This is a genomic window from Paenibacillus sp. ALJ109b, from assembly GCF_010747435.1.
In the GTDB taxonomy this organism is placed as follows: domain Bacteria; phylum Bacillota; class Bacilli; order Paenibacillales; family Paenibacillaceae; genus Paenibacillus; species Paenibacillus taichungensis.
The window spans coordinates 1-14,995 of the sequence record NZ_JAAIFP010000024.1 but is presented as its reverse complement, the minus strand read 5'-3'; the positions used below and the strand labels follow the sequence as shown (position 1 = coordinate 14,995).

Here is a 14,995-nt window from a genome sequence, read left to right as displayed (position 1 = left end):
ACATATAGTTCCGGGGCCAATATCATCCTTTAAACCACACACACATCAACTCAATCAATCATGCGCTAAATTCGTTGGGTCTGTTGGCACAATATCAATCCCCTTCTCTAACCCCTTAATGGATTTAAGTTGAGAAGTGATGGCTGCAATAGCGATAACAAATACCCCTGCAATAATAAACAACAACGCAATGCCTCTTCCCGGACCAACGCCGATATATGATCCTACGGTCGAAGCTAGTGCTCCACCTTCCACCAAAAGCGGGTTAAAGACACGGTCTGCCAAAAATCCTGCGAGACTATAGGATACAATAAAACCCAATTGTGACAGAATGCCTATGATTCCCCACACCCTGCCTTGTTTCTCGTTGGATATGTTATTTCGCACCAATACGTCTGCACTCATGTTGACAAAAGGTAAGGAGGCCAAAAACAGGAAACCTGCACAGATAATGAAATAAATATTGGTGGAGAATCCCAGGAGGGAGAATGATAATCCAGACATAACAAGACCCAGAACAAGTATTTTTGAATATTTTTTACTTATGGTGAACATGCCAATACACAGACTGCTGATCAGCATACCGATCGCGCTCACAGATAGAAACGTTCCAAGCATCCTTGAATCCGAAAATGATAAGATCATAGGACCAATGAGTGTCTCGAGGAATCCCAGATAGAACGTAATGATCGAAATAATGATAACAAGTAGAAGCACGCCTTTATTCGTCGTTACTTCAATCCAGCCTTCGTTAAGCTCAGCAATCCAGGGCTTCCTCTCAGCATTGCTTCGCGCTGCTTTAATGCTTTTCCGGATAGCAAGCACCGCTAGAATAGCAACCAGATACGTCAACATATTAATAACCAGAATGACTTCAATGGTTGTTATACTGAGCAGAATTCCCGCTATAATGGGCGAAAATAGAAACTTGGATGATTCGGCGAGCTGCATCAGGCCACTGCCCTTTGAATATTGATCTTTATCTAGCAAATCAGTAGCTGAAGCCTTGTACGCTGGACTTTGAACTGCCGAGAACATAGAGCTGAAAGTAACGCCAACATAGAGATGCCATAGTTCAATATTTCCAATCAGGATCATGATCCAAATAAAAACGAGACCAGCCGCAGAACCAAGATCACCTATGACCATCATCATTCGCCGGTCAAAACGATCTGCAAGGACACCACCTATGGGACGCAACAAAATATTAGGCAAAAAGGTAAACAGTGTAATCAGCGCTACAGCTGTCGCCGTATGGGTTTTCTCAAAGGCGTACACACCAAGGGTGAATGCCGTCATTCCGATACCCATTGTAGATATGAGCTGACCGAACCATACGATCAGAAATTGACCAAATGACTTGTGTTCCATCGGTTTCATTGGATAAACCCCTCTCCAATTAACTGTGTTAGAACCCTTGATCCGCCAGCCATTTGCCTAAGCTGCTCTCTCTTGCTTTCAGGTCATGTTGCTTGTTGAACTTGCCCATGTTACGATCTGCCACCAGTTTGCCGTCCAGCATGAATAAAACTCGTTCAGATCGCGCTGCGACCTTAATATCATGGGTCACGATCAATATCGTTGTTCCAGAAGCATTAATGTCTCCAACAATATCCATGATTTCATTGGTTGAGCGTGAATTCAGTGCGCCCGTGGGTTCGTCGCCAAACAGCATTTCAGGCTGATTGATCAGCGCCCTGCAGATGGCAATCCGTTGCAATTGTCCTCCCGATGCCTGAGTGATGTTGTGGTTGGCCAGTTCAGCAATGCCCATTTTTTTCATCAGATTCATCGCTCGTCTATTAATGGAATCTCTGCTGCTTTTTTTCGCCAGATAGGCAGGTAGAACGATATTGTCGAGCAGATTCAAATTTTTTAACAGATGGATGTTCTGAAATATAAAGCCCATTTTGCTCAAGCGAAACTGCGCCAATTCTTTCTCTGAGTATGCCGAAATTTTTTGACCTGCAAAATAAACACTCCCGCTACTTACCTGATCCATGCCGCTAATATTATAAAGCAAGGTTGATTTTCCAGAACCCGAAGGACCCATAATGGAGACAAATTCGCCTTTTTTTATTTGTAAATTAATTTGCTTCAAAATGGGATGTTCTTCACTCTCGCCAGTACTGTACGATTTATTCATGTCTTTGGCTTCCAAGATCGTAGTCATGGTCGTCCCCCTATTCGACAATCATTTTGGAAATGCTGGATTCCTTGATGGATTGAATACTGATCAGAGCGGTACAGATAATAGTTGCTGCCAGCAACAGCGGACATAGGATGTACGACTGTAGCGGATCAATGACAAAAACAATACGGGATGCTCCGAAAGAAGCCATGATTGCACCGATCAACCACTGGCCTGCGGTATTGGATAAAATGGTTCCTGCAAGAATGCCTATACCCAAAACAATGAGCGACATCGCTACATATTTGAATTTGATGGTCGAAATGGCACAGCCCAAACTTCTTAAGATGGCGATATCTCCACTATCCTTTGCCACAAGCATTTTGAGAAATAATGATGTGATCAGGATATTGACCAATACTGCGATAACAAGCGCCAACACCGTAATCAATTTTAGCTGATGGATTGTTCCTCCTAGCGTTTGATCTAAGTATCCTTTTAAATCGGTCACCTTTGCAGGTGAAAATGCCTGCTCATATTCCGCAATTTTATCCGAGATTTTACTACCGTCATCTTTCAAATCCAGACTTAAGACATACCAGAGCACACGATCTTTGTTATAGGGTAGCCGTGCTTTCGCAGTCTTTCCACCATTGGTCACATCCTGATATACACCGCTAACTGTCATTGTTTTTTCCTGTCCATTTATGATCAGTACCAAGCTATCTCCCGTTTTCTTCTCCATTTCAGTACTGTTCGCATCTGACAAAGCAATTTGATTTTCATTTTTCGGAGCTGCACCGCTTACGTAAGACAAAGGAAAAATATCAAAATCACCTGTCTCAACGCTCAAATGATCATAGCTGCCTTCACTGTTTAACACTTTAAATTGGCTGGTGACAAGCGGGGAGTATCGAAGTACGTTGTTATCCTGCTGTACGTAATCGATTAATTCAGCGTAGCGCTGTTCGATATCTTCAGAGTGCCTCAGATCAATTCGCATATCACTTCGACCTACACCCATGTACGAAATGAAGCTCGGAGCTTGTAACGTATTGTGGAAATTAATAGGTACAATCATAACAAATGAACTGATCACAAACACAAATAACAGTAAACGGAACAACTTCAGTCGTTGGATGACTTCTTTTAAACCCAGAAAAACAGGCACCGCCAACCACCGATTTTGGGATAAACGTAGTCTGTTCGAGGTCATTCTGGTCTCACCCAGACTGCCTGAACGTAACGCTTCAATCGCCGAGATGTGATCGAAACGTCGAAGCACGCGATTGCAGAAAAATACAACGATGGCAAAAATGATACACGCTGCAAATCCGGTCATGACATAGTGTAACCATGTTTTGGGAGCTGTCCCCATGTAAAGCATCATATTGGACATGAATAAACGGTTCACCAATAGGGACGCAAGAAAGCCTGTAATGGAGCCCAATCCTGCCATAACGACATATTTGCTCAAGTAGAGTTTCCTAATATCACGCTCGGATATGCCGATAGCTTTCATAACGCTAATCTCTCGATAATCCTCTTCAATAGTGGCGAGCATGGTGAAACGAATGCAGAGTACAGCGATTACAATCAAGATTAAACTGATCAGAATGATTACAGCTGCCACAACTCCATCAGTCAAGGCATTTAACAACTGAAACAGATTGTAATTCACCACAGGGCCGGCATTCGGCAAACTCGTATTTTGATAGGCTTGGGTAAAGTCACTGATCATCCGTGAATCTTTCAGGCGAAACTCAATCAGATACTCCGTCTCGCCCGTATTGTTTTTCAAGGATTGGAATTCATCTGGACTGACAACAAAACGTTTGGAGTGAATAATCGATGGATTCATTTGAGCATCACGCACAAAATCTACGATCGTGTAAGTTCTGTTGAAGGTACCATCCTTAATATGAACACTGTCACCAATACTCAATTTCTTTTTCTGCAAATAATAAACAGGCACCGCAATTTCTCCATCTTTCACCTGCACAATCTCACTATTCAAATTCAGCAGATAATCAAAATCCTGATTTTGTACGACAAAATCAATATCCATAATGCTGTTTTTCTCGGCTTCCGCGCCAAAAAACAAATGGGAACTGTCAATGTTGATCATCTCTACGATTTGGTGCTGATCTACCATCTCATTGGCCTGTGCCCACTCGTTCACCTTTGGTTCATCCAACGCACCTGCATGCATCTGCACCACATGGGGCGTCTTGGATTCCGTAAATAAATAGTGAATTGAACTTGTTAGCTCCATAATCATTCGTGTACCTGAAGAAACAAGCAAAGCAGCCAGCATAATAAAAACGAATAATGCGATGTTGATTCCTTTTTTCCTGATCAGATCATTTCTCAACATACGTAACAACATAAACAATCACTAGCTCCTTTGCATTGAACACCACTTTGGGATAATCAGCTACACTATATGTAATTTGTTTCACCTGTATGTCGAACCCTCTGAACCAAATCCACGCCCTTTCTGGCTGTAAAATATACCCATATGATACTGACCTGAGTGTATCAATAAATATGAACTTCTGAATCGGTCTGCGGTCCAGTCCTTTCTAATGCCCGAGTCTGAGGTGTATGGATTGAGAACTTATTTATTCGTATGCTAAGATAATGGTTCAAACCATTTTCTATAACAATTAATTTAGGGGATAACACCCAAATAAGAAAGGACATTATGAATCCTTCATCCATACCATCCCTGTTACAACCAATGATTCCGCCGCTGGATCTGCGTAGTTGCTTAGTCAGCGTACGTGGTGAGCTCATATACGAGCACTACCGCAATCAACAAGCAGCAACTCATATTGCAAAAATCAATTCCTGTACCAAAAGTGTGCTGTCCGCACTCATCTGTATTGCGATGGATCACGGATGGCTGCCCGATGCGTCTACTCCCATCTCTACCTTTTTCCCGCAGCTGGTGTCAGACGCTGACCCGCGCAAACCGAACGTTACGTTAGAGCAGTTATTAACGATGACGGCAGGATTCAATTGGGACGAATTCGGAGGACAGAATTCATTTCCGAGGATGACACGTACGGATCACTGGGTGAATTTTGCGTTGGAACAGCAATTAAGTCATATTCCAGGTGCATATATGGAATACAATTCAGGGGTATCACAGATATTGTCTGCCATCCTCATGCAAAGTACCGGTATGTCCGTAGCCGAGTTTGCGGAGCGTTATCTATTTGGCCCGTTGGGGATCCAAAACTATGAATGGGAAAGTGATCCACAGGGTGTGCATACCGGGGGGTTCGGCTTAAAGATGTTGCCACAGGATTTGCTAAAATTCGGACAACTGTTTTTGCAACAAGGCATATGGAACGGGCAGTCGCTAATTTCAAATGATCTGGTCAGCCGCTCTACAAAACCAGCCATTACGGTTACCCCGCCCAATCAGGGCAGTTACGCTTGGCATTGGTGGGTAAATGCCTATACCAACGAAATTTCGGAAGGTGAGGTTGCGGAACAGAACCTTCCCATACTCCACTATTACTACGCCCGTGGATTTGGCGGTCAATTTGTATATATCGTCCCGGCTCTGGAACTCGTTGCCGTGCTCACCAATGACAAACGAAAGAAGGAAAAACCGCCGCTGGATGTGTTCCCCAAACGAATTGCACCCCAATTGGCGAAATTCTTATAGACCTTTTCTTTGAGTTGTGAATTAAATCAAATAAACCCTATAGCTTACCCGGCATTCACCGGTAACTATAGGGTTATTCCATTACTTGTTACATCGATCCTCAGCCAAGTTCATCTCCCCAAAGCCTCTTCCACAGCCATGGTTATGGGATAAGGACCCGATTCTTTGTTGGAGAGGACAACAACTTGCAGATTGTGATCTGGATATACGGAAGACATGAACGACACGCCAGGATCGAAACCCATCACATGATATTTAAATAACGCTTTTCCTCTCCGATCAATCAAGATTCCTTGCCCATAATAGGTTTCATCATCCTCATGGACATATGGCGTGATTAACTTTCCCGTCGTTTCTTCGCCCAACAGTTCATTACTGAATAACGCATTCCAGAAACGAATCATATCCGGCGCTGTTGTATAAGCTCCACCATCAGCCCCACCCTTAACAGGAATGGAAAAAATGTTACTGGTCCACGATCCGTCCTCCTGATCCATATAACCGATCGCAGTATTACGGGGAAGACGATCTGTCTCGAAGTAACCCGAATCCGACATGCCGCACTTGTTAAAAATAAATTGCTCTACATAGTCCGTAAACAACTGCCCCGTGTGCTCTTCAACAATGAGACCCAATACGATAAATGCCGCATTATTATAATGGAACCGTTCACCCGGAGCTGATTTCATGGGCTGATGCTGAAACATTGGCAGAAAATCATTCAATTGCCGCATCGAATAGACGGGTCGTTCCTTCCACAACTCAGCGAAATCCTCCATCACTTCTTCATCAAAATAGTCCGGGATGCCTGAAGTATGGGTTAACAGCTGATGAATTGTAACTCCTTGATCCCATAGAGGAAACTTAATGCTCAAGACATCTGCCAATCTGGAATCATACGATAATTTTCCTTGTTCAATCAATTGGCAAATACTCACTGCCGTAAAAATCTTGCATCCAGATGCAATGCCAAACCGTGTATGTGGCTGATTCAAACGTTCATCACTGCGATTCGCATATGCACGAGTCGTTCTTAATAGGGTACGCCCGTTTTGTTTTATCAATACTACGCCCGAAAAATCAACGTTCTCCATCACTTCTGCTATTCTGCGTGTCAGATCCGTTATACGCTTCATCATCGTCCACCTAACTTCTTCCATTTCTATTTCCATGCTCAGATGCTGCTTAATCACGTTTTTGTTCCAATGTTAAACAGTCCATTACCGCAAGCCTTGCAGATCCGCCTTGGAACTTCCAAGTTCCGTCTGCCTGCGATGTGTATTTATTAAATAATACAGCGTTACGTAGATCGTAAGAATAAATGTGCCAAAAAACATACAAAAAGCAAGTGACGGACGACTTACACTCTCATGCATAAGTTCAACCAGCGTCTCGCGATTGGTTAACGCATCCCAGCTGTTCAGGCGATAAACACGTCCCAGCAGAACACCGTAACTACCCAGAGCACAACCCCCAAGTACAAAGATCCATGAGATCCATCGTCCTATTTTGTAATGGATCACTTCCTGAAGCTGATACATCGACAGGAATCCAAGCAACAAGCCCGTCCAGACAAACATCAAAACCACGACAAGATCATACCAGTACGTATAGTCCAATCCATTCCCTCCACCATAATAACGGGAACTGCGTGCCGTCAGGTGAACAAGATCCGTTACAATGTAGGAAGAGTTCGGGAAGAACAATAGCCAGAGCAGTCCGCTCGCAACGGCAAACCATGCAGACCCGCTCCATTTAACATGGCTAAAGCCATAGGCCAAATAGGAGAATAGAAAAGGAATCCAGCCCAGGAATAGGTTCCAGATAAGGAAGCGAAAATAGCGCTGATCCAGCCAATCCGCAGCCGCGTAATACAAACCCAGAGTCACCACTGTGACCACACTTAGAAAAATAAATACTTTAATATAATTCAGTTTTCGCAATGATAATTACCTCACTTGATCCAATGAAATACATTCAGTTCCGAAAATATCGGATGAGCTCTTCCTTGTTCTTTTCCACACGCAAATTGAGTCCACGTTTATCCTTCAACTCATATTGCTGTAGTTCATGTCCCGGATCAAGCACCAATGGTTTGGTTGCTACATCATAATGCTTTGGGGACATCCCAATCGGTTTCCATCCAACCACCACCATACCGTCTGTATTTTCCTCATACCATAACATCATTACATAAATTTACTGTTCAAGACCATACTAGGATCATACCATTTCCCAAAGGAGAATCAAATTCACAATGAATCCAAATTCAATGCAGCCTCAAAATCGTATGCAACCTGCGGATAACGCAAATCCAGGCCTCACTCCTCAGATGAATCATGGCGGACATGAAATGTTCGATATGCATGAAATTTTGTCAGGAGCCATCAACGTATTGGATCAATACATGATGTTTAGAACATTTGTACAAGACACTGAACTTCTCGGCATTCTTGATCGTCAATACAATTTCATGTTATCCCAATACAATCTGACTGCAGAATGTTTCTCCACTGGACATAAACCGCATCAGGAGACGGCAACTTACATGATTCCGAATATCGTTCCGCCTGTATATGGCCTCAAGCCATCCGCACCGAAAAAGCCGAATCAATCCCTCACCGATGTCAAAGATGCCGGAATCAGCGGTCATATGCTGGGGTTGATCAAATCACATGCTTCTCTACTGGCCATGTCTGCGCCTGAAATTACAAACGGAGCCGTGCGGAGAGTCATCGCTTCCCAAGTGCAACACTTTATTGAGATGGCCTACGAAATTTTCATGTATCAAAATCAACACGCCTATTACCAAGTGCCGCAACTGAATGCAAATGATACCAAACAGATGCTTCAGGCCTATGTCCCGGCAAATGGAGCCCCTCAGATGCCACAGAACAATAAACCACCTCTGCATTAATCTAATGCAAGATGAACAAAGAACAGGCTCTTCAACCCATTCAGGTTGAAGAGCCTGTTCTTTTGCTTGAAAAACACCTGATTTTGGCCTTTACCCGAAGTAGACCTGTTCATTGAATCTATACTTGATTCGCTTACCATAAACTGGTTTAATCAAATAAAACCTGTACACGGTCGCCTTGCTAAGCTCACGTCTATAATTATCATCCAATCATAAGAATACAAGTATACGTGAATGTCACTTATCAAGCATTATGGGAGGGACTTGGATGAGATTGAATCCATCTATTAAGCTCAGTTTTCTAGCTATTACCCTTGGCTTTACAGCTATAAGTGCATCATTGACTGCACCCCAAACAACTTGGGCTGCGCCTGTTCCAGCTTCCCAAACGGTGTATCATCAATATCAGATTTACTGGAAAAATGCAGTGAAGTCAACGCCCAGCCTGATTCAGGCACGTAAATATCTATTGAATCATATTGATGAGGTTGGCCCTTGGCAGGCCACCTTGATGACGTTACAGCTGGAAAATTTACAAAGGATCAAACTGGCTGGCCTGGATCAAAAAATGTATACCGAACTGTTTCAGAGCGTCCTTTCAGAAGCCCATTCCAACATAGGTTATGAACAGCAGCTTACATACAGCCGCCTGCTCAAAGAAATCAAACATCCGACGGTGCTCAAGCTCTTGCAGGAAGCTTCCGATATGGGATTCAAACTGGAAACCAGTGAAGGGCTGTACTACCCCATTATCAATTACGAGGTCTACAAAAAGTTCCAGCCCTACGTGAACCCTGACATTGTTGCTTATATTGATATTATGGCAGCGGAATCCAACCAGGCCACGACTTCTGATGCGGCCTTTGTGATAACCTGGGATGAACTCATCCGGCGTACTCTAGAGAAGGAAGCTTTCCTAAATAACTTTCCAAGCTCTAATCGTGCGTCAGCAGTCAAGAATTCACTATACGTTGGTTACCTGTTTTATGGAAGTGATAATTCTCCCGCTTACGACTGGTACACGGAAGAAGAAATCCGTACGATTGATCCAGTAGTGAAAAAAGCATACCAGAAGGCTGTGGCAAGCAGGGAGCTCAATACGAAGAGTGTACTTCTGGATACAGTGGAGAAGATTTTGCATTTTCTCGATGACAGTAACGACGAACTTACCCCAGAAATCAAAGAAATTACTGACCATGTAGAAAGCCTGTTTGCCGATGATTAATGAATATAACCGATCCAAAGTGGATGTTGTTAGTTCACTATAAATTGGCTACAGTCTCAAAGCTAAAAAGAAGCGGCACTCCTGTTTACAGGATGTGCCGCTTTAACATGCCTTGAGCCCTTCTTATTCCATTCCAGAAAACTATTATCTCGATACCGATGTAAGTTTGTTTGGATTCACAACGAGATAGAACCCCTCAATTCGCTCTCCAAGAGAGTCCAGTTCTAAACACAGAACTTCGGACAACTGCCCGTTCTCAAATAACGCCAAGTGAGGTTCTCCATTGATAACGGTGGGCACCCACTCTCGTTTTCGCAATCGGGTAAGCACCCGACGAGAGGTCAACAAGGCGAGTACACCTTTGCGCACTCTCATCGTTCTCATGACCGTATGCACACGTCCGCCGCCATCTGCGGTAAATACAGGTTGTTCGGCCAGCAGATTCAGCATCTCGGAGACATTATAATTTAGAAAAGCGGTTGTAAAGCGGGCAATCAATTGTTCTTTTGCCGCATAATTATCAGAACTCTGTTCCATCGTTGGAAGTCTATCAGGCAGTTTGCGCCTTGCCCGACTAAAGATCTGACGGCAATTGCTCTCTGATTTGCCTAACCAATCCGCTATTTCGTTATACTCGTACTGGAATGCCTCACGCAGTACAAAAACGGCACGCTCCATGGAGGACAGCTGCTCCAGCATAACCAGATAAGCGTATGAAATCATTTCCTTCTGCTGTATGGTTTCCTCCGGAATGTTGGCTGTTTCACCGGTACTCATTGGCTCAGGAAGCCATTCCCCAACATAACTTTCCCTTTGATTGCGGGCAGAGTTCAGCAGATTTAGACTCCGGTTTACGACCAGTTTTGCAATATAGGACTTGGGATTACGGATATCATTACGCGGCTTGCTCTGCAACTCTGCAAAACAATCCTGCACAATATCCTCAGCCTCCATAACACTGCCCAGCATGCGGTAAGCTATGGAAAAGGCATAAGCTTTGTAGCGAATATACAGTTCACCAATCTCCAGAGAAGACACTTCTGGCTCATTGGTATAAAAATTGGATTTCATGAGATGGCCTCCTCTGACAGATGGTCGTACATTTATTTAGTTAAAGCAACCAGGGTACATCCCCGTTGTAATTGCAATCCGGTTCCAGTTATTAATGGTATTGATCGCCAGAATCAGATCCACCAATTCGGCATCACTGAAATGTGCTTTCACTTTTTCAAACAATTCAAGTGGCACGCCTTGATCCGAAATACGGGTTACCGCTTCAGCCAGTTCCAGCATAACACGTTCTTTTTCCGTAAACAAAGGTACCTCGCGCCACACACTCAGCAGCAAAATGTGATCGGCGTAATCTCCCAGCTTCAACAGGTCTTTGGCATGCATATCGAGACAAAACGCACAGCCATTGATTTGCGACACACGGATTTTCAACAGCTCATATAACACTTTATCTTCAAACTGCCCCGAAATATGCTGCTCCATGGCCATCATCGCTTTGAAAGCCCCCGGATTAGCCGCTCTATAGTTCACTCTTAAATTCATCTCATTCGCCTCCGTATTTTGGTTTACAACCTTAAGACAAATGAAGGGTTATATCTGTGACATTTCTCAAAAAAAAGATTTCTTCAGCATATTCAGGCACAGAATATAGCTCGATTGACAATTAAGTTGATTAATCTGCGTAGAGCTTTCCCGACATGAATATAGTTCACGTAAAGCGTTATGTATAAGCAGGATTTTCCGTGTTTATGTTAGCTGTTTGATGTTTTGTTTGTGATTTTGAACAAATTATCCTTATACATATTGATACACGAAACAAAAGAGTAGTAACATACGGCTACAAAGTAAACTTTCCTGACACAAAAAAGAACGATTCATTATCCTAGCAAGGAGTGACTTCCATGATAACTTCCAATTCCAAATCTCAACTTACATCCGAACTGCCCCGCGGCTGCACGTTCTCCGCTGAAGACTGGCATGTCTTATCTCAATATTGGTATCCGATTGCCCAGGCAAGCGAAGTGACAGATAAACCACTGGCAGCTCAATTGCTTGATGTCCGTTTGGTCTTGTATCGCAGCAACGACAAAGTTGTAGTTGCTAAGGATCTTTGTTTTCACCGTGGGGCCCCGCTTAGTAAAGGATGGGTAGAAAATGGGGAAATTGTCTGCCCGTATCATGGTTTCCGTTACAACTGTGAAGGTAAATGTACCGCAGTGCCTGCACATCCCAGCTCCAAAATTTCTCCCAAACTGAAACTTATCGTATATCCGGCGGTTGAACGTTATGGCCTAATCTGGACTTCACTCGCGGGTACCGACGAGCAGATTCCTGCATTCCCAGGATGGGATGATCCAGATTATATCAACATTCTGCCTCCGAACTTTGATATTGCAGGTTCTGCCGGAAGACAAATGGAAGGATTTCTGGATGTATCCCATTTTGCCTATGTACATACCGAGACGTTTGGCGATCGGAACAATACAGAAGTACCCCAGTACAAAGTAAAACGCGAAGGTAATGAACTGCTTGCCGAGTATTGGAGTTCCGTTAGCAACTATGGCAAAGGCCAGGATAACGTGGCGCCGGAAGGATTTCAATGGCTACGCGAATTCCGGGTATCCCCCCCCTTTGCTGCATCACTCACGGTTCACTTCCCGGAAAATGACAAGCTGAACATTCTAAATTGTGCCTCCCCCATTTCAGCACGTTATACGCGTTTGTTCTGTCCCATTACACGCAATTTTGACAAGGATGCTCCGATTGAAGATACGATTAAGTTTAACTTGCAGGTATTTGAGGAAGATCGTGAAATGGTAGAATCCCAGAAACCGGAGGATTTGCCGCTGGATCTGCATGCAGAAGCGCACATTCCCGCAGACCGTACTTCTATCGCTTATCGTCAGTTATTGACAGAACTTGGTTTGGGACGAAATTACACATCATAAAATAAATACAAATGAACAAAAAAAGAAGCGTTCCTATGAGCGCTTCTTTTTCTATAGTTGCTACATGTATTGGGATTACCCCCGCTTATAATAAGCCTTATATCTGTGACTTATCCTTGATTATGCGCGCTCACTGTTGGTTCTATATAATACGGACAGCCTGGTTCATGAATTATACGGGGATCAACCCATGTTCCCCAATATGGATGGCGATTCACATACGGCTGTGCGTTAGGCTGACTGTTAGGATGAGGCATATTAGAGGACGGGGAAACTTGAGTAACACAGTCTGCTGGCGGCCCAACAATCACCGTTTTTTGAATTGGAGCAAGTGTTTCCTTCACCTTGTTCTCATCCAGACAATACGTATGGGCCAGAACACTGGCAGGTGTCAGTCGTAAAATATCCGAGCCAAATATAGCTTCAGGAACCGGGGCATCGAAGATAGCCAGCAGATGGGTCTGATCTACCGTTGCAATTTCATAGTGCCACCAGCCTTGCGGAACATTAGCTACTTGACCCGGAGTAATCGTAAAGTTTAACAACTCATTCGTAAACGGGTTTATGAGGGAAACGACGGCGGAACCACTGATGCAATACACCAATTCGGATGCATTCTGATGAATATGGGGTTCAACCACATTGCCTGTGTTAAGAAAAATGTCCAGCAGGGAATTATTCCCCAACGTATTTAATTGATTAATGGATAAGAAATTAATATAGTTTTGATCATCTTTTTTGAAGAAAGGATTCTGGTTCAAGTCAAATGTAAATTGGGTGGTTGGTAACGTATAGTCCATATAGGAAGTTGCCAAAATAAAACGCCTGCCCTTCGCTCTCGGTTTAGGTGATAACCTATACGCTAGCTTATGCTCTGGGCTTCTATGCGTGAGCCCATTTCCGCTGAAGGTCGTTTAACCAAAAAGAACCCTGGCACAAGAGTTCTGATCAGGGTCTGTTCGTTATTTATTTTCATTTTGCTGTAAATACTCTTCTTAACCGAATCCCATTGATGTACGGCTCAGATCCACATGCTGCAACCACGTCATCCTCGAAACAACTTCAGGAGTCTCTTCGATTAAGCTATTCGTGACACCCAGATACCGGAGGTTCTTCAATTTCTCCAACTTGGCAGGAAACTCACGTATCCCGGAATAAGCGATATTTAAACTCACCAATCTGGTCAGTTCTCCGATCTCCGCAGGAATGGAATTAAAACTGAGCTCTGATTTAGGCTTTGGTTTCCAACCCGACACCATATGGTGGGAGCTTCCACAATAAATCGTAAGTCGTTGTAACTTTTTCAAATGACTGATGCCCTCCGGAATGCTTTCGAGATCCGCCGTCATAATCTCCAGCTCTTCCAATGTTGTCAGTTCAAATAGAGCCAGAGGAAGCTTAAATACACCCTGCTTCAAAAAACAAAGATCATCCGGCAATGATGGATATAACCAGTCATGAAAACGATCTGCTTCTTCCTTAAGAATCTGACCTGATTCCGGCGTGCAGCGATATATGTAATAAATCCCCTCTGAATACATGGCACCACTTTGCATCATCATTTCTTCCATCGTACAGCTTTCAATAAGGTAAGGCTGGAGTCTTCGCAATACTTTTGAAACCCTTGGTGGTGTGTCTTCATTGTACCGTCCTCTATCAACCAGTAAAAAACGAGCAGTCTTCTCGATCAATTCGTCAATTAATTGTTCGTATGCAGCGCCTCTTGGATATCAGTATGAAAAGAAACGGTCAACACTCATCTCACCCTTCTATACTTGTTTCGTGATGTTAATTCCGTTGTATCATCTGTTTACATCGTGGCATAGGCTGATATCATCAAATGAGTCATTGGAGGCATGCAACATGGCGTACGGTCCTAGTTCGGTTTCATCCCCGCAATCAGTGGGTTATCCTTACCCTTACTACCCACCCCCACCTTATCCCTACCCTTATCCATATCCATACCCATACCCGCCCATCGTCCCGTTTCCTCTCCCGTTCCCGATTGGCGGACCTTGGTGGCCTGGCGGATACCCGGGTGGCGGTTACCCGGGCGGACCACACGGCCCCTTCCCTGGAG

The 14,995-nt window shown here is 43.8% G+C and carries 15 protein-coding genes; 4 read left to right on the top strand and 11 right to left on the bottom strand.

What is annotated here, in order from left to right; genetic code table 11:
• Positions 1 to 54: 54 nt before the first annotated feature.
• From G3352_RS21590 to G3352_RS21580, 3 genes are read right to left on the bottom strand one after another with little or no spacing between them, the layout of a single operon-like run.
• Entirely contained in the window at positions 55 to 1,380 is a 1,326-nt protein-coding gene (locus G3352_RS21590) for an MFS transporter (protein WP_240343179.1), read from the bottom strand.
• Positions 1,381 to 1,408: 28 nt separating this feature from the next.
• Complete coding sequence (locus G3352_RS21585; RefSeq protein WP_163759696.1) at positions 1,409 to 2,173, bottom strand: ABC transporter ATP-binding protein; 765 nt, start codon at positions 2,171 to 2,173, stop codon at positions 1,409 to 1,411.
• 10 nt (positions 2,174 to 2,183) lie between these two features.
• A complete protein-coding gene (locus G3352_RS21580) occupies positions 2,184 to 4,508 on the bottom strand; it encodes an ABC transporter permease (protein ID WP_240343178.1) in 2,325 nt (774 codons plus the stop codon).
• Between the two features lie 366 nt (positions 4,509 to 4,874).
• On the opposite strand from G3352_RS21580, the gene G3352_RS21575 reads away from it, so the two are divergent.
• On the top strand, positions 4,875 to 5,813 hold the full coding sequence (locus tag G3352_RS21575; protein WP_240343177.1) for a serine hydrolase domain-containing protein: 939 nt from the start codon (positions 4,875 to 4,877) through the stop codon (positions 5,811 to 5,813).
• Between the two features lie 110 nt (positions 5,814 to 5,923).
• Here G3352_RS21575 and G3352_RS21570 read toward each other — a convergent pair whose 3' ends face one another.
• The 3 genes from G3352_RS21570 to G3352_RS21560 form a co-directional block, all read right to left on the bottom strand.
• Positions 5,924 to 6,952: a serine hydrolase domain-containing protein gene (locus G3352_RS21570; RefSeq protein WP_163759686.1), complete on the bottom strand. Its 1,029-nt coding sequence runs from the start codon at positions 6,950 to 6,952 to the stop codon at positions 5,924 to 5,926.
• 81 nt (positions 6,953 to 7,033) lie between these two features.
• Positions 7,034 to 7,756 (bottom strand): DUF1361 domain-containing protein, encoded by a 723-nt coding sequence (locus G3352_RS21565; protein ID WP_163759684.1) that lies wholly within the window; start codon positions 7,754 to 7,756, stop codon positions 7,034 to 7,036.
• Between the two features lie 34 nt (positions 7,757 to 7,790).
• On the bottom strand, positions 7,791 to 8,003 hold the full coding sequence (locus G3352_RS21560) for a hypothetical protein (protein WP_163759682.1): 213 nt from the start codon (positions 8,001 to 8,003) through the stop codon (positions 7,791 to 7,793).
• An 82-nt stretch (positions 8,004 to 8,085) separates the two neighbouring features.
• Here G3352_RS21560 and G3352_RS21555 point away from each other — a divergent pair, with 82 nt between their 5' ends.
• Together G3352_RS21555 and G3352_RS21550 are read left to right on the top strand one after the other, a co-directional pair.
• Positions 8,086 to 8,730 (top strand): spore coat protein, encoded by a 645-nt coding sequence (locus tag G3352_RS21555; protein ID WP_163759982.1) that lies wholly within the window; start codon positions 8,086 to 8,088, stop codon positions 8,728 to 8,730.
• Between the two features lie 268 nt (positions 8,731 to 8,998).
• Complete coding sequence (locus G3352_RS21550) at positions 8,999 to 9,955, top strand: hypothetical protein (RefSeq protein WP_163759679.1); 957 nt, start codon at positions 8,999 to 9,001, stop codon at positions 9,953 to 9,955.
• A 144-nt stretch (positions 9,956 to 10,099) separates the two neighbouring features.
• Here G3352_RS21550 and G3352_RS21545 read toward each other — a convergent pair whose 3' ends face one another.
• Together G3352_RS21545 and G3352_RS21540 are read right to left on the bottom strand one after the other, a co-directional pair.
• A complete protein-coding gene (locus tag G3352_RS21545) occupies positions 10,100 to 11,026 on the bottom strand; it encodes a sigma-70 family RNA polymerase sigma factor (RefSeq protein ID WP_163759676.1) in 927 nt (308 codons plus the stop codon).
• A gap of 36 nt (positions 11,027 to 11,062) precedes the next feature.
• Positions 11,063 to 11,509, bottom strand: coding sequence for a carboxymuconolactone decarboxylase family protein (locus G3352_RS21540; RefSeq protein WP_163759673.1), 447 nt, complete (start codon positions 11,507 to 11,509; stop codon positions 11,063 to 11,065).
• A 359-nt stretch (positions 11,510 to 11,868) separates the two neighbouring features.
• Between G3352_RS21540 and G3352_RS21535 the strand changes: the two genes are divergently transcribed.
• On the top strand, positions 11,869 to 12,915 hold the full coding sequence (locus G3352_RS21535; RefSeq protein WP_163759670.1) for an aromatic ring-hydroxylating oxygenase subunit alpha: 1,047 nt from the start codon (positions 11,869 to 11,871) through the stop codon (positions 12,913 to 12,915).
• Between the two features lie 110 nt (positions 12,916 to 13,025).
• Here G3352_RS21535 and G3352_RS21530 read toward each other — a convergent pair whose 3' ends face one another.
• From G3352_RS21530 to G3352_RS21520, 3 genes are all read right to left on the bottom strand, one after another.
• Positions 13,026 to 13,730 carry a cupin domain-containing protein gene (locus G3352_RS21530; protein WP_163759668.1) on the bottom strand — a complete coding sequence of 235 codons (705 nt, stop codon included), beginning with the start codon at positions 13,728 to 13,730 and terminating at the stop codon, positions 13,026 to 13,028.
• Positions 13,731 to 13,910: 180 nt separating this feature from the next.
• Positions 13,911 to 14,486: a leucine-rich repeat domain-containing protein gene (locus G3352_RS21525; RefSeq protein WP_163759665.1), complete on the bottom strand. Its 576-nt coding sequence runs from the start codon at positions 14,484 to 14,486 to the stop codon at positions 13,911 to 13,913.
• 305 nt (positions 14,487 to 14,791) lie between these two features.
• Positions 14,792 to 14,995: hypothetical protein (locus G3352_RS21520; RefSeq protein ID WP_205524995.1), on the bottom strand; the 204-nt coding region annotated here is incomplete at its 5' end.

Excerpts from the sequence above, each read along its gene's own strand:
- G3352_RS21590 (WP_240343179.1), bottom strand. The coding sequence starts at position 1,380 with ATGAAACCGATGGAACACAAGTCATTTGGTCAATTTCTGATCGTATGG.
- G3352_RS21585 (WP_163759696.1), bottom strand. The coding sequence starts at position 2,173 with ATGACTACGATCTTGGAAGCCAAAGACATGAATAAATCGTACAGTACT.
- G3352_RS21580 (WP_240343178.1), bottom strand. The coding sequence starts at position 4,508 with ATGTTGAGAAATGATCTGATCAGGAAAAAAGGAATCAACATCGCATTA.
- G3352_RS21575 (WP_240343177.1), top strand. The coding sequence starts at position 4,875 with ATGATTCCGCCGCTGGATCTGCGTAGTTGCTTAGTCAGCGTACGTGGT.
- G3352_RS21570 (WP_163759686.1), bottom strand. The coding sequence starts at position 6,952 with ATGATGAAGCGTATAACGGATCTGACACGCAGAATAGCAGAAGTGATG.
- G3352_RS21560 (WP_163759682.1), bottom strand. The coding sequence starts at position 8,003 with ATGATGTTATGGTATGAGGAAAATACAGACGGTATGGTGGTGGTTGGA.
- G3352_RS21555 (WP_163759982.1), top strand. The coding sequence starts at position 8,086 with ATGCAGCCTCAAAATCGTATGCAACCTGCGGATAACGCAAATCCAGGC.
- G3352_RS21550 (WP_163759679.1), top strand. The coding sequence starts at position 8,999 with ATGAGATTGAATCCATCTATTAAGCTCAGTTTTCTAGCTATTACCCTT.
- G3352_RS21545 (WP_163759676.1), bottom strand. The coding sequence starts at position 11,026 with ATGAAATCCAATTTTTATACCAATGAGCCAGAAGTGTCTTCTCTGGAG.
- G3352_RS21540 (WP_163759673.1), bottom strand. The coding sequence starts at position 11,509 with ATGAATTTAAGAGTGAACTATAGAGCGGCTAATCCGGGGGCTTTCAAA.
- G3352_RS21535 (WP_163759670.1), top strand. The coding sequence starts at position 11,869 with ATGATAACTTCCAATTCCAAATCTCAACTTACATCCGAACTGCCCCGC.
- G3352_RS21525 (WP_163759665.1), bottom strand. The coding sequence starts at position 14,486 with ATGGAAGAAATGATGATGCAAAGTGGTGCCATGTATTCAGAGGGGATT.